Here is a 20,995-nt window from a genome sequence, read left to right on the forward strand (position 1 = left end):
GGAGTGGGGAGTGGGGTAGCGATTGTGTAATCAAAATAAATCCTGTAAATCCTGTAAATCCCGATCAAAATTGCTGATTAAACGATCCCAAGACCAGCTAAACTTGTAGACATATTGCTAATGAATGTTTTTAGTTAAACTATGTCTTATCGATGGTGACAATACTCTACGCTTATACTCCCTTGCCCAACACGTTGTTTAACAACTCTATTGCAGGGTTTTAATGGAAACCTATCTGAATCATCCAACGTTTGGTCTACTTTTTCGAGTGTGCATGGTGGAAGAAAACCAGGAATTATTCACCACCCTTTATGCACACCGCCTATTTTTTGTGGTAAAAACCAGTCCTAATGGCTTGGGTTTTGAACCAATTGGGCGTTCCGATGCTCGTCATTTAGTCGAAAATCGCCTCCGCCTCCTCCGTCGGATGGGATTATCCAAAGACTTGGAGCAACTTCAGCTCATTCATCGTCGTACCTTCCAATAATATAGTAACTTTGAAGAACCCCGCGCCTTCATGCGGGGGATTCTGACCCTCATCGCTGAGAATCCACGCTCTCCAACAAATCCCACAAGGATAATTGCTGAATTTGCCGAGGCTTAAGAGGCTCAACATACTGCTGTTGATACTCTCGCTTCAGAACTAATCTTGATAGATTCCTTGGGCGTAAATTCCGGGATGACCGAACGTAAAGCACAAGAACAACAGGTGCGAGATATAATTAGTTATTTCCATAGACAGAATACAGGTTACCGAAAATGGGACTTTGCCAATCAAAAAAAACGCTCACTAGGCATCGTTGCTTTATTTGATGGCACTTCTGGTACAGGGAAAACCATGGCAGCAAAAGTAATTGCTAACGAGCTTAAATTAGACCTTTATCGCATCAAATTATATCGTGTTATCACTGAGGATGATAATGTTCCTGAAACAGAAAAGAATTTAGGAGAAATTTTTGATGCCGCAGAAAGAGGAGGTGGGGTATTACTATTTGATGACGCTGAGGTTTTGTTTGACAATTATATCCAAGTAAAAGATGGCTTTTGTCGCTATAATAATTTTGAACTTAGGTATATATTAAAAAAAATGGCAATCTGTAAATGCTTGACAATTATAACCACCAATTTGGGGGAAAAACTAGATAGAAACTTTACCCGTCATATGCGTTTTGTTGTCAACTTCCCTGTCCCAGATGCCCAAACCAGAACCAGAATTTGGCAAAAGATATATCCACCAACAGTACCAACAGAGAAGCTGGATTATCAAAAATTAGGAAACTTAGAGCTATCAGGTGGATTTATCGACAATATTGCATTAAATGCCGCATTTTTAGCCTCCCATGCTGAAGAGTCGGTGATGATGAAACATATTCTGGAGGCGACAAGACTAGAATATGAGAAGCTCAGAGAAGTCCTGACAGATACAGAAATTGAGGGTTGGGTTTGAGAATGACCAGCTCAATAGCAGAAAAAATTGCCAATATTCGCCAAGAGCTACCCGCAGGAGTCAGGCTCATCGCAGTCACCAAGGGAGTGTCAGTAGATGCCATGGGCGAAGCTTATGCCGCTGGGGTGCGGGATTTTGGTGAAAGCCAAATTCAAGAAGCAGCAGTCAAGCAAGCACGTCTTTTAGACTTGCCAGATATCAACTGGCATTTGATTGGGCATCTCCAGAGCAACAAAGTCAAGAAAGCCTTAGAAATATTTCAGTGGATTCATTCCTGTGACAGTCTCAGTTTAGCCCAACGCTTGAATCGAGTAGCCTCTGAGCTATCCTTGAAACCACAAGTCTGCCTCCAAGTGAAAATATTACCCGATCCAAATAAATATGGTTGGACGATACCGGAACTTTTAGCGGATTTACCAGGACTCGATCGGTGTGATATGCTCCAAATTCGAGGATTGATGACGATCTTGCCTCTGGGATTATCGGAAGCGGAAAGTCTCACAGTCTTTGAACGTACCCGCACTCTATCTCTCCAAATTCAGGAGCAAAACTGCTCAAATCTGAAAATGCAAGAGCTATCGATGGGTATGTCAGGAGATTATCATCTGGCAGTACGAGCTGGTGCAACAATGGTGCGAGTGGGACATGTTATTTTTGGCGATCGCAGCCCTTAATCTTCCCCCGCTCCTGTAGATCGCCAACTTCAGGCACTATCCCCTAGCCCCTAGTTTGGTTGATAACTGATAAACTTCTTTGTGAAGCCATTAGGAGTTGATTTCTATATGTTGCCTAAGTGCTGTCATCCTGTTCCTCTTCCATTAAAGCTGATGATTATAATAAGAGTCTCCATGGAGGAAAACAGATGAACAACCTGTTTAGTAAATTGCGGGATTTTGTAGGGTTTAACGAGCCACCGGAATACGATGATGAGTATTACGAGGACTCAGATGCCTACCAAAATAATCTCTATCAGCAAGAGCCGCCACCACCAGCGCCTCAGCCAGAGGAAGAACGTCCGCGCCGTCGCGTTCGGGAACGTCCAGTAGGATCAGAAGCAGGAATGGGATCGAGTTCGATGAATAACGTAATTGGAATGCCTGGAGCCGTTAATGGTGTCACGGAAGTATCCGTGATTGAACCTCGTTCGTTTGAAGAAATGCCCCAGGTGATTCAAGCTCTGCGAGAGCGAAAGTCTGTTGTCTTAAATCTAACCATGATGGACCCAGATCAAGCCCAACGAGCCGTAGACTTTGTGGCAGGTGGTACTTACGCTATTGATGGTCATCAAGAGCGGATTGGCGAAAGTATCTTCTTGTTTACCCCAAGCTGCGTCCAAGTCAGCACCCAGTCTGGCGTGGTTCACGAAGTTCAAACCTCTCAACCCCGTACCTCTCGTCCCGCTGCTCCATCTCCAGCTTGGGCATCTGAATCTGAGCGGATGGCCCAGTAACAATTTTAGATTTTAGATAAGATCTAAAATTGGATAAAGCACAACAATTTACCTGTTAACAGGTAAATTGTTGTGCTGGAAATCGCAGAAAAGCTGAAATTTTTTGATCTAAAATCCAAAATCAAACAGAAGAGAGGTGCTGTAGTGTCCGTTAAGCTTGGCATAATTGGCGGTGGAGTAATGGGAGAAGCGATTTTATCGGGCCTCCTCCAGCAGGAGATTTATCACCCTGATGATGTCCTAGTCAGCGAACCAAAAAATCACCGACAGGAATTTTTAGTCCAGAAATATGGGGTCCAGGTAACCTCAGATAACCGAGCTGCGGCGGCAGCTTCTGAGGTACTTTTGTTGGCTATTAAGCCTCAAATATTTGAGATAGTAGCAAAAGATCTAGCTTCAGGGAAGATCGACCAATCGCCAGAAAATCTACCCCTGGTAATCTCGATTTTAGCGGGTGTATCTTTGGCGCAATTAGAAGGAGTATTTGGGCATCAGCCAACCATCCGGGCGATGCCAAATACGCCAGCTACGGTAGGAGCAGGAATTACTGCGATCGCGCCTAGTAAATCTGTCATACATAGTCATATAGCACAGGCAACCGCGCTCTTTGGGGCGGTAGGCGAAGTGGTAGAAGTGCCAGAATATTTAATGGATGCTGTGACAGGTTTATCAGGCTCAGGTCCGGCTTATGTGGCGATCGCGATCGAAGCTCTGGCAGATGGTGGTGTAGCTGCTGGCTTACCAAGAGCGATGGCATCTAAGTTAGCACTTTCTACAGTATTGGGAACCGCTCGACTATTACAGGAAACCCAAATACACCCCGCCCAACTCAAAGATAGAGTAACTAGTCCAGGTGGTACAACAATTGCTGGAATCGAACAGTTGGAGCGTGCTGGATTCCGCTCTGCTCTGATTCAAGCTGTACAAGCTGCTAAGAAACGCTCTGAGGAACTTGGTAAGTAAAAGTTAGCAAGTAGCTAATTGGGAATATAAATTAGATACTTGCTGTTAACCTGAGTTCGATCTCTAACCCTTGATGTATAAGGTTTTTAGACTTGTACATCAAGCCCTAAGTATAAATGCTCATTTGGGGGGTGCGATCGCGTTTGACTCAATACAATCAATTTTCTCTTTAAGTGCCATCCAAGTAGGGGCGCAGTAGCCTGACGGGGTGACAACTATGTCTGTAAAGTAGATTGGATAAGCTTTTTGGCTCTTTGACCTCGCTGATAATATCGTATTTTATGTGGACTCGGTGACATTAATTGAAGAATATATTCGTGAAACGAATTTAGAGATTCTAGCCAAGCATAGCCGTGTATCCCAATATAAAAGTTACTATGTCGGCGCTGTATTCTCTTTTTTTCTTTGACTCTACCAACATATTTGACTACGCCCTTACTTTTAATTTTCTCGCCAGATATTAGGGCACTATTATACGCTAAAGTAAGTCTGATTGAGTTTCAAATCAATCACTTATATCGAACTCAGGTTGTTAGCTCCCCACACTGGCAGAAGTCAGACGTTTGTATATTTCTACATCGTCGGTTTTTTTGACGAAAGTGTAATCTAGATTTAGGGTTTCATTAAAATATGCTTGAACCGTATCTTTTTTAAAAAAACTGCCAACTTCCTCCCCAATAATAAATTTGGGCTGTTGGCGAAGGATTTTTGATAATTCTGTTGCAGTTGAAGCCTCCTCACCAAACCATGCTTTTAACAAAAATTCCTTATTAAGATTAGAAGGATGTGTCATTGCTGGAGTAAGAGGCTTGGTATTTGTCAGCCAGTAAGCCAAATGATCTGTCAGTAGTAAAACTGGTTGATGTTCGGTATTCTCCTGTTTGATAAATTCAGCAATCTGATATGCAGATCCATATAGTATACGATGATTATGGATAATCTCATATCCCAATCTCCCATACTTTAAACCAATATGGATAAAAACAATAAAAAATACTAAGCTTATAAAAATCGTCACTACTTTTCCATAGCGACTAGACAATAATCCATTGATTAAAGTTGCCGCAAATAAAGAAATAATCGCATTGAACTGAATCAAGTAGTGAGGGTGAAAATAACCACTTTTAAGTAATGAAATCTCAATTCCTATAAGAGTAACAAATAATAATATAATTGACCTCTGCTGAAAAGTATCTAATCTTTTCCAGTAAATAGGTATTCGGAATACCTGTAATAATCCTCCCAGCCAAACCAGAATAGCCATGCCAAGCAAGGCAATAGATTCCTGACCAAGTAAAATCTGCCGAATAGTTGTAATTTCCTGAGATAATGTGACGAATACAGTATTTTGTAAATTGGCATAACTAAAAGATGTCGTCACAACACCAAGCCACCAGATTTCCTCTTGCCTAAGTATTAGATAAGGTATAACCGTTAAAAAAACAATCCAGAATCCCCCGAAAGCATAGGCCAAACCTCGGTATAGAATCAGTTTTCTCTCGCGATGGACATTCATTGGCAGAGAGCAGAGTAGCGACAAGCCAACAGCGATAGCGACATAAGCAAGATTGAGCCGAATTAAACTTGCTGTAGTTATCAATCCACCGCTGATAAATAAATTGAATAACGTATTTTCTTTTGTAATTAATAGCGTCAAAGCTGCCATCAAGGGAAGCAAGGCAATATGCTCTGACATTACCGCTTGTCCGGAAGGAGAAAGAGCGCTTACAATTGTAAATAAAGTTGCACTGATAACTCCGATTTTGTTGTCCCAAATTTTACAACCAATCAGATATGTCATAAATGCCGTTAGCGCTACACAAATAGTTCCTGCTAAACGGATTGAAACTACAGTTTTTCCGAAAACCAATATAAATAATGCAAAACTTGTCCAAAGGAGGGGCGGTTTAGCATCTAGTAATTCTGTATAAGGTAAATTTCCATCAAGAATGGATTGTCCAAATAAAATGAATGTACTTTCATCCCAGTCGATTACAGCCTCAAAGAAATAAGGTAAACGGATGACTAATGCTAATATAAATAAATAGATAAAAACCCATTTAGTATCCTCAAGCAACCTCAGTTTCTGAAACTGCATATTACTAAAATCAATAAGATTTGTTTTCCTGACAACTCTGTATGACTAATTACTATTCGCTTCCTGTGGTAATTTTTGTCCTATCTTAGGCTCAGTACCAGCCAAGAGACGCTCAATATTACTGCGATGCCGCACTATCACATACAATCCCGCCGCACAACCAAAGATTTCGTAGGGTAAAGGTTCCCTCAAAACAATCATTAAAGTAGCAACTGCGATCGCACCAGCAATTGAACCTAGAGAGACAATCCGAGATATCCCAAAAACAATCCCAAATACCCCGAAAGTTCCCAACCCAACCAGCCAAGACATAGCCAGTAAAACCCCTAAACTAGTCGCAACAGATTTGCCCCCACTAAAACCAATCCAAATTGATTTACTATGACCAATTAATGCCAAAAATCCCGCTAAAGCCGCTAACCAAGCTTGCCAAGTCTCAGGCAAAACTGATGTTCCAATAAAATAATAAACACCATTAACCAGAGCGACTGCACCTGCTCCTTTAGCAGCATCAATGAGCAAAACCATTAACGCAGGTACTTTTCCTATTGTTCTCAAAACATTTGTCGCACCTGTGGAACCAGATCCCTCCTCCCGAATATCAATCCCCTTCAATATCCTACCCGCCAAATACCCTGTAGGTATAGATCCCAATAAATAAGCCCCAATAATTATTACGCCAATCCAAATTAATTCAATAATCATTTGTTGTTTGTTGTTTGTTGTTTGTTGTTTGTTGTTTAGGAAAAAGGATCAAAACCAATAACCAATAACAAAAAACCAACAACCAATAACCAATTTAATAATCGTAATTAGACTGCTGCTGAGGATCGGGAGCAAAAGCCAACCAGAGAGGAAATTGTAGCAAAGAAAGACTAATTTTATCCTCAGTCTCATCAATAATAATTAATGGTAGCTGCTTTTGATTGACCAAACGATCTGCTTTTTGCACCAAAGCCGGAGACTCCTCAAACAAAGTAACTCCATTTTCAGGACCAAAATCACTCCGAGAGATACCCAGACAATCCTGCAATCCTCTGCGCCATTCTCCCAATCTTTCCGGTGTATTAGCCAGGATGAGAGTGCGGAGGCGATCCCCATAAAGTGTGCGCAAAACGGAAATAGTAGCTGAAGCCACTAATATATTTTGCATACGGCTACCCATGGTGCGTAAAGCGCCTCTTCCCCCTTGATTGAAAAACCAATTACCAACTCTTTCAGCATGAATCGGCTCAAAAGTACGACGGAGTTGCCAAGGCGGACCATAATAATCTGGCATTTTCCGATATTGATCGATAATGCTGCGAATTTGCCGAACTTGCTCTTGAAATTTCTGTTCGGTAAATTTGGGGGTAATATTTGTATCCGGTAGCTGGATTTTTTCTGGTATTGGCTTTAGTGGTTCCCTAGGAGTAGCAAGTTCTAGTTGTTCGGCAGTGGCTGCTAAATCTTGTAAACTGCCAACTAAATAATCTTTAAAACCTTGCACCCGAATCGCTAATTCTTGAGAAACACCTGCAAAGGTGGTGCGCATTTCTGTGCGAATCCGTTCCCGACGGCGTTCGAGTTGTTCAACAGCGATTAATAGTTCCTGTTTTCGCTGTTCTAATTCTTTTAGTCCCTCTTGTACTATTTTGGCGATCGCAGTTTGAGTTTCCCCCAACTGTTCTGCTAAAATTTGACTTTGGGTTACTTGTAAATCAGCAAGTTTCTGTCTTAATTCCTGTTCTTGACGTTCCAGTTCCCCTACAGTTTTAGCTAGCTCATTGAGTCTTTCGTTATCTTCTACAGGTTCGGCTGATGCAGTTAGAATAGATAGTTGTTCTAATGGGAGCATTTCCGACACTACTGTCCCCGATTCTACTAGCCCAACTCCTGCTATTTCTTGGGGTAATTCATCAATAGTACTTTCCGTCTGTAAACCCAAATCTGCTAGAGCAACTGGAGGAATGTCTTGGGGGGTTTTTTCCAGTGCTTCAGTAGGAGGTTGTTGAGCTTGCTCTTCTTCGTGGGTTTGTGATTCGTCTGAATTCATGGAAAAATTTAAAAATTAACTAATCAGGACTTAGGCAAAGCCTCCATCTGTAGGGTGTGTTAGGCTTTGCTAACGGACCATCCACACCATAAGTAGTGTTGCTGCGTAAGTCCTGCTAATATTACGATCGGGCTGAAGGTAGATGGCAGGACGATGTAGTGCTTATTATATATACTTTTTGCGTTTTTTTTCCTCGAGCCTCTAGGTGGGGTAAAAGCAGGGCTTTGCTGGCGCATGTCTTGGTGTTGGCTTTGCCTTGACACAGAGTCAGAAACCTGGTTTATTCGTCAACCTCCATCCTCTAAACCTAGGATTTTTTGTGGAAACCAGGTTTATTAGGGAAGTATTGGGCAGAGTAGCCTTCCTGGTTGGGGCAGGGGAGTTCCCGCAGTCTTCTCACCAGTGTTACCTTCAATGGAGAGTAGACTTTCAGATTGGAGTGAGAATAGAGTAGATTCCTCTCAAGGCAGTCACCCCCAATCTCAATCAAATTCTCGGACACCGCTCTTCCAGGCAAGTTTTTAAAGTCTTCGGATCGAAGATAATCGGTAGGAAGTGAATGCTTTTAACTTCTTTAAAATAGAATAAAATCGGCACAGGTGTCCAAAAAATTCGCCAGTTGAGCCAATCTTGATAGGGAAAACGTCTAATTAGGGTGTCGGAGCGATAAATATCCAAGGAAGTGTCAGTGAATTGGAGGCGGAGGGTTACCGCCTGAAACATGAGGAACAACCCAAAGAGTGCGATGGGGAAACCAGCCCAGATTTTGATCAGTGAAATGGGGAAACCAAGTAAAATCAGCACCAAAGGCAGGGTGTAGCTAGGTGATAGTTCAACTGTTTGTGTGGGTGTAATCGGAGAGGTGGTAGAAGTCACGTTTGTGAAATTCCTTGTTTTATAGGGTGAGAAATCCTTAACCTACTTGGGATCTTAGCAAAGATTGGCCTAAGCATGAGTATTCTTTTGTAATTGCTATATTGTTGCACCAGAATCAATTAGTCAGCGGAATTACCAATTTAATTTTGCGATCGCACTTACTCTTTTAGCGCCGGAAGAATAACTATTGAAGAAACCACGCTTGACACAAAGGAAGAGATAGATAATCTTCTCCCGCAAAGGGAGTAAGCAATCTCAACTATAACTGCGAGATGCTACAAAGGAACAATTACAACACTGGACAACTAAACTACCCTTGAATGGTCATCAAATCATAGAATTTATTAATTTTAATTGGGCGGTTTTAACCGCACCTACACAGACAAAACCCGCCTAGGCGGGTTCTGAAAGCCTTGATTTTTGTTAGTCTGCGGAGGCAGACTTGGTTTGTGTAGCCGCGATTTCCAATCGCCCAGGCTTATTGAAACTGATACAAGATGTCAGTTTTCATCGGCTACACTGCTAGCCTCTTGCTCGCGATTGACGTTCCCAGCCTTTTCACTCCCATTGAAGCCATTGACTTGGGAATCCACATTGAACCCTTGCCTCTCTTCATTAGCCACAATATCCATGAGAAAAGGACGGAAAATATCCTTGATAGGACGAACCAGTTGATACCAAAATTGTTTCTGCTCGGTCAACAATTGAATGTAGGTTTCAATACTGTGAGGAAAAGGGACACTAATCGGTAGCTCAACAATACCGCCAAAGGAGATAGATCCACTTTGAGAACCCAAACCAAAAACAGTAATCGCCTCGCCCCCGTTAGCATAGTTCCCGAAGAAAAGATTACCAATCCGCAGTCCTTCAGGAGCAAATAGTGATACGGGGAAGGGGGGATCGTAAGGAAATGTTGGCGTACCATCCAGCATGTTTTCGATACGATAAGCGAGTTCTTCTCCTAGTTGCTGATTGTAGAAATCGATAAAGGGTTTGTTACCAATTTTAGGTGAGGCAATGGCATAAACTTTGATCCGCAATCCCCCGGTTTCAGATGGACCAAACCACCGTCGCAGGGACAAACCTGCAAGTTGACAGAGGCAACCGCCCAAGCTGTGGCCAGTTACCCACACCTCTATAGGTTCAGTTAAAGGTGATAGCTTAGATAGGAGTTCTTCTTCAAGAAACTGTAAAACTTTCTCAAGTTCTTCATCATCATCAACTTCACCATCAGCAACTACTTGAGCCACTAAATCTTCAGCCTGTTGCCCAAAATCTGTCCCCAATCTAATTGCGCCCGCATCTGCCAAAGCAGCGATACAGGCAAATTTTCGCAGGGGAGTTAATTGATGGAGCCGTCGAAAATCTGAGGGTTTTAAGTCACCGCGTAGAGTCTGGAAGAAGAATTTGATTTCATCAGCGACAGACTCAAAAGCGTTATGAAATCCTTGCGCGACTTTCGCCCTTTGGATAGACAAAGCGCCGTAATGAATCAAATCCCAATCTGTATCGCTCACAAAATCAGTCAATTCCAAGGCACCGCGATCGCTTACTATCGATCCTCGGAAGGATATCGCATACTGATGAGCAACTGGCGATCCGGTATTTTTCAGAATCAGTCCCCGGACATTAGTGTCGTCATTACGGATAGTGTGAACCAACTGCCATCCCTGATTGCGATAGAGAGCGTTGCAAATTGTCTTTAGCTCTCCATCATCAACGCTGCCATCATCATACTGAAAAACATCGTAGGCATATTTAGAAAGATTTGCCATGAGGATGGCTTCATCAAAACTAAAGCCTTTGCGCATTTTCAAGAGTGTAGTCACGGTTAGGTCTCCATTTAATTATCAAATAATAATCAGCATTGATTGGGGATAAATTAGGTATGAATTTACTGTGTCAATCAATGCCTAGAGAAACGGTGTTCTGATGACTTTTACACCCTTTCCCAAATCAAATGCATTTTTGCATCTGAACCTGGTGTGAAAGGAAAGTATTGGGATAAAATCAACTGATTACCTGTAAATTCAAACAAACGTGGGAGCAGTCCACTATAGATGGGTTCAGAATGAAACTCACCATGATGAATAACTGTGTCTGCTTCGATTTCATATTTCCCGGCATAGGAAAAGTTTTTGAGCTTTGGTAATGATAAGCTAGTAATCTGTTCAGGGCTTAATTTTCCTGCAAAGGTTTCACAAACTGTCACTAGATCTGGGGGGTTAGGAAGAGTACAGTTTGCAGACATATATCCTTGTTCGCTGTATATGATCTGCCCAGTAGCACCAGGTCCAAATAATTCAGATTTTCTGCCTTGACTGTCTTCGATTTTGGTACCGATCAGTCGCCAAGTTCCTACAAATTGATTTTGTGTCATTTTCTATTACCAATTCCTTTTTTTACACAATGAAACCGATTAGGGATCTCCACCTTCTTACAATAGTAAAATGTGCAGCCAATGTCAAGCGATTATCTGTCAATTCACAAGATCGTCTTGGGGCCTCATTTACTCTAGACTTGTTACTGAAATCACCTTTTTATATAACGCTCGCGATCAATGCAGGCTTTTAACTTTTCAGCAACCACCTGTACATTAGGAGTTCTTAAAACGTTAAGGTGATGACCCGGAATTTGATGAATCTCTACTCCTCCTTTAGCTAGATGACTCCAACCAAATGTACTATCTTGGTCAACTTCCCATAATTTTTCGTTAGTACGAAACAGATGAATTTTACCTGAATAGACTGATGGCAGGTAGTTACCAGATGATTGGAAGTTACTCAAGATCACTCGCAACATACGAGAAACATTTGGTTGGCGAAACTTGATAAATGACTCAGACATAAATGACTGCTGAGATGGAAATTTAGTTTGAGTTAAGTTAAACAATTTTTTACTGGCTCTTTGAAAAATGTTGTTTGTCTTCAGTTGATTGTCATCCGCAAGTAATAGATAAAAATAATCGTAGATATAGGGCCAGATGTATGGCATCATTGAGATCAAAGTAAACTTTAGACCTAGGAAAACATTACCTATTTTGTTCTCAGAAGGGGGGGGTGAATCGATCGCAGCTAATAGATCTACTTTTTCACCAGATTGTTCTAGCTGCACAGCCATTTCAAAAGCTACAAAAGCGCCAAAAGACCAAGCAACAATGTGGTAAGGACCTCCTGGCTGAACTCTACGCAAATCTTTAATATAGTGAGCAGCCATTTCTTCTATTGAGGTTAAGGGTTGCTCATCGTCCCCAATACCCACTGATTGGAACCCGTAACATGGTTGATCCTCTCCTATCAAACATGCCAATTCATAATAGGGAAAAACCACTCCGGCAACTGGGTGGATGAAGAAAAAAGGTGGCTTATTCCCAGATGGTTGGAGAACAACTAACGAGGGTGATGTCTGAGCAGTTTCTACGCCTGTTCGTTCAGCGATTCCCTCTTTTATCTGATTTTTCAATTGAGCAATGCTGGAACCATTGAGGAAGCTAGCTAACGCTACTTCCACCTTTAATTCCTTTGAAATTCGCTTTCTTAGCTCAATAACTACTAAAGAATCTATCCCAAATTCAGTAAGGGGCTGTTCTATATCTAGTTTGTCTGTAGCAATTCCTAATACCTGTGATAATTGCTGTTTGATTACAGATAGTAGTGACGCATCGCTACCATCAAATTTTACCACGTCAGTCAGATTTAGATCGAGCGAATTGCTTGCCGCCATATCTAATCCAGCAGGATCTGTTTCCATCTGTGAAACTTCTATTTGTCTGGCTACATACCGGATTCGATCGCGAAAAGCTACTTGTCGATCTTTTTGAGTCTCACAACAGATTTCTTGAAATAGGTACTCAGCTTCACCACCGATTGTTTGGGGGTCTAAATCCACCCTTACACAGTTTAATTCAGGGTGTTCTTGAGCGATCGCATTTCCCTTTTTCCATACACTAGATTGAGCTAACCCTAAAATATTAGGCTCGCTTCCAATTGATTGTGTTCCCCTAGTTACCAACCATAAGCTTGGGGGTTGAGAAAATTCGGTTAAATTTAACCACTGGACTAAGCCAGACAAACTCCGACAAGCTGTTTCTACAGATGTCTCTAAATCTCGTACTGTCGAGTTCTCTGCTTTAATTGCATCCAAACTTGACAAATGTATTATTCCATACACAGAATTATGTAAAGACTCAAATATCCGTTGCCAGTCTCTGGAATTGGATGAATCGATCTTAAATTCCAGTTCCGCTAGCTGTTCGTACTTTTCACTTGGGAACACTAACGTACATATATCACCCTTAGCCTTGAAAATTGCTGCTAACTCTTGACCGATTCCTGCTGTATCAGACAATATCAGCCAATTTCTTGGTTCTACTATTACCGCACTTTGGGCTAAAATCACCTCCTCCTGGGTTACAATTCCATCCTCTTGAATTGGTATCCCAACAGTTGCGGCTTCTGAAAAATTACTTTCCTGCAATAGTTCCAGCCATTTAGAACCCGAAAGCAAAGGATAATCAGGCCGTAAATCGTGGTCAGCAAACCTCCACCAACCTTCTGTTAACCCAAAGGTTAAATCTATAAATGGCAAACGAGCAGTTAGCTCTAACAACACCAGCATTCCTCTTGGCGCTAATAACTGCCTTATCTGCTGTAAAGTATGACGTAAATCCTGGGTAGCATGTACCACATTTGCGGCAATTACTAGATCAAATTGGTGTAAATCAAAACCTTGAGTCAAAGGGTCTCGTTCGATGTCTAAAAGCTGATAGCTTACGAATGGATAATCTTTGAATTTTTCCTGCGCCTGAGCCGTGAAAAAGGCTGATATATCGGTGAATACATACTCAATTTTAGAGTGGCTGAGGATCGGCAAGACATAAGAGGTTGTCAAACCAGTTCCCGCCCCAATTTCGAGAATTCGCAATGTTGATTGTACTTTCCCCTGGCATTGCTCTAGAGCTAATAAGACAGCCTTTTGCACCAGAGTTTGCATCATTTTGCTGATGGGGGATTCCCGAGACTGCTGATTTGCTGTTTGCTCGTAGACTTTCGGGTACAACAACTCTAAGGGATCGCGCTCTCCAAGGAGTGCCTCTGCCAAGTTGTCACCACAGCGTTGTAGCAGGGATAACTCCACTTCAGTCTCTGGATATTGAATGAGGAGATCGTCGATCATTTCGTGTGGATTTAACGTCTCCTGCTCTTTTATGATTTGCCACTGGTTGTCTATTTGCAACAGCAAACCTTTTTCTGCTAGTATTGCCAACAAACGATCTAAAAGTCGGTGGTAATGACTAACTATTCTCAACTTATTTGCTACGTCGGCTGTTGAGAAACGCTCTTGAATTTGAAACTGCCACCCTATTTTTTTGAAGGCTTGCAGTATGTAAGCCACACTATGAGATTCGAGTTGATTTGAAAGGTTGTTAAAAATTTTATAATCTTGCTCATCAATCAATTCTGGTAACTGAGAAATCAGGCGTTGCCTAATTGATATTGGAGATAGTAAATAGTCCACTGGACGTTTTTGTAGCACCAGAGGCAGCCACTCCACCTCTGAAATCCGGTTGACCAATTTGTTAGACGGCAAAGATGGTTCAATCCAATAGCGTTGCCGTTGGAAGGGATAAGTGGGCAATATTACCTTCTGCCGCCCATACTCACGGTCAAATCCTGAGAAATCTACCTTGAATCCAGTGACATACAACTGCCCTAAACTAGAAAGCATCACCTGCCATTCGTCGAAACCAGGACGGAAAGAAGGCAGCCACAAACCCTCACTATCTGGTAAACATTGATGCCCCATACCCAATAAAATCGGCTTTGGTCCAATCTCTACGAACACCTTATACCCAAGCTGATCCAATGTCTCCATACTGCTAGCAAACTGCACCGCACCAGATACATGATCCACCCAGTATTGCGCTGTTGTAATTCCATCATCAGCAAGTTTTCCGGTGACATTGGATACTAAGGGAATTTGTGGCTGATTGTAGGTGACTTGATTAGCTATTGCTTCAAAGGAAGCTAACATTGGTGCCATCAATGGCGAATGGAAGGCATGAGATACTTGCAAGCGTTTGGTCTTGATTCCCTGAAATTCCAGTTTCTGACAAATAGCACCAATATCTTGACTGGTTCCAGAAATCACCACACTTTCGGGTCCATTAATCGCTGCTAGAGCCACTGTTTGATGATATGGTGCAATAACTTCCCTCACCAAATCCTCTGAAGCCATCAGTGACACCATCTCGCCACCAGATGGCAACTGCTGCATTAATTTGCCTCGATGGGCGATGAGTTTGAGTCCATCCTCTAAACTAAAAACGCCTGCCACACAAGCAGCCACGTACTCGCCAACACTATGCCCCATTACCACATTTGGTTCAATCCCCCAGGATTTCCAAAGTTGATAGAGGGCATATTCAAAAGTAAATAGGGCTGGTTGAGTATAGGCAGTTTGATCTAGCAGAGATGAAATATTTTCTCCTGTCTGAGCAGGATACAGTACTTCTAATAGGGAATAGTCCAGATAGGGGCGTAGAATCTCATTGCACTGTTGCAAAGTCTGGCGGAAGATGGGTTGAGTCTCGTAAAGTTGTTGCCCCATCTTGACATACTGGGAACCCTGTCCGGTGAACAAAAAGGCTATCTTGGGATGCTTTTTCCGCATCACCTGACCTCTGTACCAACCCCTCTCCTTGGAGAGAGGCTTTAAATTCCCCCCCTTCCCTTGCAGGGAAGGGGGCTGGGGGGTTAGGTTTTCAAACTCACAAGTACTCAGTTGTGCGACTAACTCTTCCCTAGAGTTAACTACAACAGCCAGACGGTGGTTAAAACGATCGCGCCCTGTATTTGCTGTATAACAGATATTGGCGATCGCTTGGTTTGGATTCGCCTTTAAATGATCTTGATATCGAACCACCAAATCTCGCAAAGCTGTTTCTGTTTTTGCTGATAGTGTTAACAGATTACAAGGACGATCAAAATAAGACGAGTCAAGGGGGAGATGCGGTGAGGTAGATACTGTTTGTAATAAATTATCCCCATCATCGAGTCCCGGAGTCCCCTCCTCCTGACTAGAGGGCGCTTCTTCCAACACCACATGAGCATTTGTACCACCAAAACCAAAGGCGCTAACCCCTGCCAATCTGGGGTGTTCTTGGGCTGGCCATTCCTGAAGTTCGGTAGGAATTAAAATAGGAGTATTCTGAATTTTAATATAAGGATTTAACTGCTTGAGATGGAGATGAGGTGGAATTTCACGATGTTGTAGAGACAATACCACCTTAATCAGCCCCGCAATTCCCGCAGCAGCTTCTAAATGTCCAATATTCGTCTTAACTGAACCAATCCAACAAGGTTGATTTGCTTCCCTACCTTCCATCAAGACTGCTTTGAGAGAATTCACTTCAATGGGGTCTCCCAAAGATGTTCCCGTACCGTGAGTTTCTACATAACTAATATCTGCTGGTTTAACCCCAGCATTTGCTAATGCTTGCCGGATAACTGCTTGTTGAGAAGGGCCGTTAGGTGCAGTTAATCCATTACTCAAACCATCTTGGTTAACGGCGGAACCTCTAATAATTGCCTGAATATTGTCTCCATCCCGAAGTGCATCGGAAAGCCGTTTGAGGACAACCACTCCACATCCCTCTCCCCGGACATAACCATCAGCAGCAGCGTCAAAGGTTTTGCACCTACCGTCTGCTGCCATCATTTGGGCATGAGAGAAGGAAATAGTTGGTTCTGGAGTCAGAATTAGGTTAACTCCCCCAGCCAGACATAAATCAGACTCGCCAGAGAGCAAACTCTGGCAAGCGTAGTGAAGTGCTACCAGCGATCCTGAACAAGCAGTATCTATGACTAAACTCGGTCCGCGAAGATTGAGTAAGTAGGACAGACGATTGGCAATAATACTTAAAGCGTTTCCCACTCCATTATAGGCGTTGATTTTAGCCTTCTTGCTCAAGAGTATATGATAGTCATAGCTGCTGATACCTAGGAAAACTCCTGTTTTACTACCACTGAGTTCTGATAATGGTGCAATACCAGCATTTTCCAAACTTTCCCATGCCACTTCCAAAAGCAACCTTTGTTGAGGGTCCATCCGCTGTGCTTCTTTAGGGGAAATTTGAAAGAAGCTAGGATCGAAGAACTCCACATCCTCTAAAAATCCGCCCCACAGGCTATTTTTCTTAGTTCTAGGTACTACAGAATGCTGATTTAAAATATCCCAATCAAACTCTCGTGATGGCAGATCGCTAATAGCATCTACTTTATTGGATAAAAGTTGCCAAAACAATGAGGGATTCTCAGCACAAGGAAAGCGACAGCCAACTCCTATAATTGCTATTTTTTCCATTTCTTTTTACAATGCCTGAGCAAATTTACTGAAAGCTTTGATATTATTCTTGATAGCTTTCTGAATTGAACCGCCTGAAGCCATCACACGCATTTCCCGATTCACTGGCCACAAGTAGTCAAGCTGTTCTGCAAACTTCCGTAAATCTGATAGTAGGCGAGCGTGTGACTTGAGATTGATATGGAAACCATCATGCTCATGGCACAAACACTTTTCTATCCAAAAAATCGCTTCTTTAGCAGACATATCGAACACGGGACTCTGGAAGAGCTTCATCAGAAAACTAATAGCTTCGCCATCATTATAGAACCGATTAGGTACTATACCAGAGAGAGCTATGAGATTATTCCGTTGTGCCTGTAGGACAGCTAAATTCGCCATAACCTTTTCATAGATCGATGGTTTGGGTAAAGTTTTATAGAAGTCTCTACCGAGAAATAGAGAGGTTGTCGTATGAAAAGCCTCATCTAAAAAGTGATAGTGGGATATCGCTGTTGGAATTGGAATAAATTCCTGAGCTTTCTGCAACTTTCTAAAGTAATTATGTATGGGAAATTCGTTATTTTTTAAGGCTAAATTAGCCATATACCTCACGGCATAAAAATTAGCAGCCAAGAAGGGATAGCTTCCCCAGTTAAGAGGTAATAATTCTTGGATTGACTTAGTTGATTTTCCGGAAAATCCATTGAAAAATCCCTGAGTAGAAGGGGCAATTTTTCCTTCCTTATTCCAGTCTCTAAAATTCTGAGATTGGTACTTTTCTCTGCCCTTGAGCATAATGTTACTGATCGAGTTCACAACAGAGAATATATCAGGAAAAACTGATATATTTTTATCTTGACAAGAAAACTTATCTGCACCAGAATTAATCAGAGCTTTCTTACCCAACAGAGCTTTGATTGTTAGATAATTTATTTGGCAAAAAGCATGAATGTGTTTCCGTTCCTGAAAGCTTTCATTAGCTAGCAACTTCACCAGCATTTCATAATCATTGTTTTCCGCCATCAGGCAATCGGCTGTGATTGTGTTGTAGTTAATAAGCTCAATCTCACTATCAGCAACGCCCTTGTAAAATATAATCCAATGAAGATGATTAAGCGCTAACTTTTGAGTCTCAGAAGCTTTTTCATAGAGTGGTGTGCCATAAAGGAGAGAATTCTCTGGTTCGCTCCAGTAAGCATGGCTGTTACTACTATAGTTAAAATTTTTATCTAACTCCTCTATTTTCTCTGTGTAGTCAGAGTCAAGATTATTTCCATAGTTTTTCTCCAATATAGGGATAACTTTGTTTACTTGGGATCTTTGTAAAGTGTTGCTGCTAGTATTCACCATCTTTTTGAGTTTCTCATCTAGTTTAATTATGTGTATCAAGAGACAAAATAATTACATTTTCCTTGGTTTTACTGAACCAAATGGTCTATTAGTTTGGCAATTGTCGGGTAATCATAGAGCAGGGTTGGCTCTAGTTCTTTACCCAGCCAAATAGCTAAATCTCCTGTCAAAACCGTTGCTGCCGATGAATCTAAGCCATAACGTGCAAAATTAGTTTCTACATCTACTTCTTCTGGTTCAATCTCCAGCAACTCTGCTAAGTAATCAACCATCCAGTCTTGAATTTTTTCTCTTGTTAATTCCTGGCTGTGTTCGCGGGTTTTATTGCCTTGGTCTACTAAGGATTTTGTCATTTGATTCTCCTCAATCTTAGACATATTTACTACAGGTTTAACTCAGATAAATCAAGCCTTATTATTCCTCACGTCTATCTTAATATGATTTTGGCGATTAGTCAAGTTATATTCACTTCTACATTCTGCTTAAAATTCGCTCTTTTAGGCTCAGGATTATCTGGCTGCACTTTTGTCAAGAGTGAGTTAACATCAGCATCCAAATTTTGAAACTCGGCATTATTCTGAGAACTTTCCTTCCAGTCCTCCACCACAGGCAAACTGCCCTCTAGAAATCGATGCCGACAGGCATGACGTTGAATCTTCCCACTAGATGTTTTCGGAATACTCCCAGGTTTAATCAAAACTGTGGTATAGACCTGTAACCCGTGGTTATCTATCACTGCCTCTTTGATATTGCCCACTACTTCTTTAATATTCAACCGTCTCAAATAGGTTCGTTCCACTTCTTGAACAACCACTAATCGCTCTTCCCCCTTCTTTTCGATTGTGAAAGCTGCTCCACAATTTAATCGCAGTGCTGGATGACTCTTTTGCACTGTCAACTCAATATCTTGGGGATAATGATTTTGTCCTCGGATAATAATGATATCCTTCAGTCTTCCTGTGACAAATAACTCGCCGTCTTGTAAAAATCCTAAGTCCCCTGTCCGCAGAAATGGCCCTGCACCTGTATCAGCCAAGTAAGCTTGGAAGGTTTGTGCAGTTTGCTCTGTTTGCCTCCAATAACCAGCAGCGACACCAGAACCCGAGATCCAAATCTCTCCCACTTCCGCAGCTTGACATTGTGTCAAAGATTCGGGATGAACGATCGCAATCTCTGTGTCAATCTCACTACGTCCACATCCAACTAAGGTTTGGACATTCGGCGCATCTGAGCTAGCTGCCACTACCCGATTCTGGGCCAGTGCATCTCCATCAACTGCCAAGAAAACAGGTATATCTTGTTGACGGACAGCAGCCACTTTTAGGGTAGCTTCTGCTAAACCATAACCGGGACAGAAGGCAGTTAAATCAAACCCACAAGGTTTAAAAGTTTCCGCAAACCTTTGCAGAACATCTGCTCTAACGGGTTCAGCGCCATTTAAAGCCATCCGCCAACTACTGAGATTTAAGGTAGCCTTTTGTTCTGGGGTAATCTTATCCACGGAGAGATCGTAGGCAAAATTTGGAGCGCCGCTATGAGTGGCTTGGTAAGTCGAAATTGCCTGGAGCCATCGCACTGGTTTTTGCAGAAAGGACACAGGGGACATCATGTAGCAGGAACAGCCTTTATACAAGGGTTCTATAACTCCATAGATTAGCCCCATATCATGAAAGGTTGGTAGCCAAGTAACAATGATGCTTTCTGGTGTATGGTTCCATCCCAGGTCAAGATCTGCGCAGTTGGATAATAGATTGCCGTGAGTTACCATCACGCCCTTGGGAGTGTCTGTAGAACCGGAGGTGTACTGGAGTAACGCTAAAGTATCGCTCCTGACAATTGGTTCATGCCAGGATTGGGCTATGTCTGAATCGATACTATCTGTCGCTAGCCAGTGCAACTGGCCTAGGTTTGGGTTTTCTCGCAACCAATCCTGAATATTCCCTATGACTGATGTGGTTGTCAGAGCAAATGTCGCTTCTGCATCTTGTGCGATCGCCTGCAACCTTAACAAATTCATATTCCGCCGGGGTGGATAAGCAGGAACTGCAACAACACCCGCATACAAACACCCTAAAAATGCGCTAATGAATTCTAGACCCGGTGGATACAACAACAAAGCACGTTCGCCAGTTGCTCCTAGAGATTGAAGATGGGATGCGATCGCTCGTGCTTCCAGATCGAGTTGTTGATAACTCAGGCTTACTTCTTCAGTTTCTCCATTTTTCAGAAATGTATAAGCGATCTGGTTTGATTTCTGGAATGCTCTATCCCTTAATATCTCGATCAGTGTTGCAAATCTATCCATCTTCTAATGAATGTAATGAATTGGTTGGCGATCGGATTAGATCGATGGCATTTTAGTTCTATTTATTTGGTTATATTATATTTTTATGTAAAATATAATATAACTCCAAATAACTTGGATTTAAT

General features: G+C 42.1%; 14 protein-coding genes and 1 pseudogene. 5 read left to right on the forward strand and 10 right to left on the reverse strand.

Annotated features, from left to right (window positions below; all coding sequences use genetic code 11):
- The first annotated feature begins 223 nt into the window (after positions 1-223).
- From pipX to proC, 5 genes are all read left to right on the forward strand, one after another.
- On the forward strand, positions 224-487 hold the full coding sequence (gene pipX / locus NJ959_RS08910; RefSeq protein ID WP_254011402.1) for a transcriptional coactivator PipX: 264 nt from the start codon (positions 224-226) through the stop codon (positions 485-487).
- Between the two features lie 192 nt (positions 488-679).
- A complete protein-coding gene (locus NJ959_RS08915; protein WP_254011403.1) occupies positions 680-1,447 on the forward strand; it encodes an ATP-binding protein in 768 nt (255 codons plus the stop codon).
- A 2-nt stretch (positions 1,448-1,449) separates the two neighbouring features.
- Positions 1,450-2,121 (forward strand): YggS family pyridoxal phosphate-dependent enzyme, encoded by a 672-nt coding sequence (locus tag NJ959_RS08920; protein ID WP_254011404.1) that lies wholly within the window; start codon positions 1,450-1,452, stop codon positions 2,119-2,121.
- Positions 2,122-2,309: 188 nt separating this feature from the next.
- Positions 2,310-2,897, forward strand: a complete 588-nt coding sequence (locus NJ959_RS08925) for a cell division protein SepF (RefSeq protein WP_254011405.1) — start codon at positions 2,310-2,312, stop codon at positions 2,895-2,897.
- Between the two features lie 144 nt (positions 2,898-3,041).
- On the forward strand, positions 3,042-3,860 hold the full coding sequence (proC, locus tag NJ959_RS08930; protein ID WP_254011416.1) for a pyrroline-5-carboxylate reductase: 819 nt from the start codon (positions 3,042-3,044) through the stop codon (positions 3,858-3,860).
- A 532-nt stretch (positions 3,861-4,392) separates the two neighbouring features.
- Here the strand turns inward: proC and NJ959_RS08935 are convergent.
- From NJ959_RS08935 to NJ959_RS08980, 10 genes and pseudogenes are all read right to left on the reverse strand, one after another.
- Positions 4,393-5,937, reverse strand: coding sequence for an ArnT family glycosyltransferase (locus NJ959_RS08935; protein WP_254011406.1), 1,545 nt, complete (start codon positions 5,935-5,937; stop codon positions 4,393-4,395).
- Positions 5,938-6,003: 66 nt separating this feature from the next.
- Positions 6,004-6,663 (reverse strand): glycerol-3-phosphate 1-O-acyltransferase PlsY, encoded by a 660-nt coding sequence (gene plsY, locus NJ959_RS08940; protein WP_254011407.1) that lies wholly within the window; start codon positions 6,661-6,663, stop codon positions 6,004-6,006.
- Between the two features lie 94 nt (positions 6,664-6,757).
- A complete protein-coding gene (locus NJ959_RS08945) occupies positions 6,758-7,993 on the reverse strand; it encodes a DUF3086 domain-containing protein (RefSeq protein WP_254011408.1) in 1,236 nt (411 codons plus the stop codon).
- A 486-nt stretch (positions 7,994-8,479) separates the two neighbouring features.
- Positions 8,480-8,869 (reverse strand): DUF3119 family protein, encoded by a 390-nt coding sequence (locus NJ959_RS08950; RefSeq protein WP_254011409.1) that lies wholly within the window; start codon positions 8,867-8,869, stop codon positions 8,480-8,482.
- Positions 8,870-9,369: 500 nt separating this feature from the next.
- Complete coding sequence (locus tag NJ959_RS08955; RefSeq protein ID WP_254011410.1) at positions 9,370-10,698, reverse strand: lipase family protein; 1,329 nt, start codon at positions 10,696-10,698, stop codon at positions 9,370-9,372.
- A gap of 110 nt (positions 10,699-10,808) precedes the next feature.
- On the reverse strand, positions 10,809-11,249 hold the full coding sequence (locus NJ959_RS08960) for a lipocalin-like domain-containing protein (protein WP_254011411.1): 441 nt from the start codon (positions 11,247-11,249) through the stop codon (positions 10,809-10,811).
- A gap of 152 nt (positions 11,250-11,401) precedes the next feature.
- Positions 11,402-17,233: pseudogene (locus NJ959_RS08965) on the reverse strand (type I polyketide synthase); the annotation flags it as partial.
- Positions 17,234-17,239: 6 nt separating this feature from the next.
- Positions 17,240-18,565, reverse strand: a complete 1,326-nt coding sequence (locus NJ959_RS08970) for a hypothetical protein (protein WP_254011413.1) — start codon at positions 18,563-18,565, stop codon at positions 17,240-17,242.
- A 68-nt stretch (positions 18,566-18,633) separates the two neighbouring features.
- The gene (locus NJ959_RS08975; RefSeq protein WP_254011414.1) at positions 18,634-18,918 is read right to left on the reverse strand and encodes an acyl carrier protein; all 285 of its coding nucleotides are present in this window, start codon (positions 18,916-18,918) and stop codon (positions 18,634-18,636) included.
- Between the two features lie 101 nt (positions 18,919-19,019).
- Positions 19,020-20,870: a fatty acyl-AMP ligase gene (locus tag NJ959_RS08980; RefSeq protein ID WP_254011415.1), complete on the reverse strand. Its 1,851-nt coding sequence runs from the start codon at positions 20,868-20,870 to the stop codon at positions 19,020-19,022.
- Positions 20,871-20,995 lie beyond the last annotated feature (125 nt).

Source organism: Limnofasciculus baicalensis BBK-W-15, from assembly GCF_024178385.1.
Taxonomy (GTDB): Bacteria; Cyanobacteriota; Cyanobacteriia; order Cyanobacteriales; family Coleofasciculaceae; genus Limnofasciculus; species Limnofasciculus baicalensis.